Origin of the sequence: Neorhizobium sp. P12A (assembly GCF_008365395.1) — a bacterium.
GTDB lineage: Bacteria > Pseudomonadota > Alphaproteobacteria > Rhizobiales > Rhizobiaceae > Rhizobium.
In genome coordinates this window covers 1-1,344 of the sequence record NZ_QOVX01000074.1, presented here as the reverse complement: position 1 = coordinate 1,344, position 1,344 = coordinate 1, and the positions used below count along the sequence as shown (strand labels likewise).

General features: G+C 54.1%; 1 protein-coding gene. It reads right to left on the bottom strand.

Features of this window, described 5'->3' with window-relative positions; genetic code table 11:
- Nucleotides 1-813 (bottom strand): cache domain-containing protein (locus tag DTW90_RS36935; RefSeq protein ID WP_149345063.1); only part of this gene is annotated, 813 nt, incomplete at its 3' end.
- Between the last annotated feature and the right edge of the window lie 531 nt (nucleotides 814-1,344).

The following is a 1,344-nucleotide window of genomic DNA, read 5'->3' as shown; positions in this document are numbered from 1 at the left end:
CTGTTCTGCCTGGCGTTCCGCCATGGCATGGCGTTCGCGCACCTTCTCCTGCAGTGACGCCGTGGCCTTGGCCATCTTGCCGATCTCGTTGCCCATCGACGTATGCGGGATGGCGATCTTGACATCCTCGTCGGCAACGGCCTTCAGCGCCTCATGCACGTCGGCAAGCGGTTTGGAAATACCGCGGATGAAGTAGAGAGCAGCACCGATACCGACGACAAAGACGATGCCGCAGATAAGGAAGGCCTTCCACATTGCAGCATTCACCTGGGTCTCAAGGTCATCCATGTAGACGCCGGAGCCAAGAACGATCTGCCAGGGCTGGAAGGCGGCCGAATAGCTGCCCTTCAGGAAGACCTGACTGTCAGGCATTCCCGGCTTGTTCCAGTAGTAGACCGTGCGGCCGCCACCGTTGATGCCCTTTTCGACCAATTCCTTGCTGAAATAGGTGCCGCGCTTGTCGACCTGGCTGGACATGTCCTTGCCGAGGTTGACCGGGCTTGGGTTGATCAGCTGGATGACATGGAAGTCGAAGCCGAAGATATAGCCGTTCGGGTTGTAGCGCATGTTGGTCAGGACCTTGAACGCCTGGGCCTGTGCGGCCTCATGGGTCAGTTCGCCGGACTTTTCACGCTGATAGAATCCATCGAGGATGGAGATACCGGATTCGACCTGGGTGCGAAGCATGTCGAAACGATCATTGTAGATCGAGTCCTCTTGCGACTTGATCTCGAAATAGACGGCAACCGCAAAGGCGGCCATGAGTACGCCGACAAGGGCAAAAAGCTGATGAGCAATCTTGAGGTTTTTCATATGTCCTCGCAACAGGAATGGGGGCCGAATACCGGTGCGGTTTCCTACCGCCTGTGCGAGCGCCTTCGAGTAATCTCGGTGCTTCTACCGCTGCTTAATCACATGCTGCTTCCGGTTGGTTAAAATTGGCTTGTTTCAGCTAATAAAGATTTAATCGTGCTCTTAATGACGTGATTAAATCAGTTTTAATCATCGCATTTGCTGCGCTGCGATAGAAAAACATAAGCTCTTCTTGCGGAAGACTTATAGAAGACTCCAAGAATTGGGCAGTCCGTCGAGCGTAATTTTACCTGTAAATAATAGAGCCGCCAGAATTTCTTCCGACGGCTCTATTGTTTCAATGCTGTACCGATAGATTTTACAATCTATGATCTTATACTATGCCGCCCTGCGTCTCTGCTGGTGCGGTGCCTGAGCAGCACCGCTGCCATTGTTGACGCGGAAGCCGCGGATAAGGTCGAGGAGATCCTCGGTATCGGCGGCGAGCGTCTCTGCCGATGCGGTGGTCTCTTCGGCCATGGCGGCGTTCTG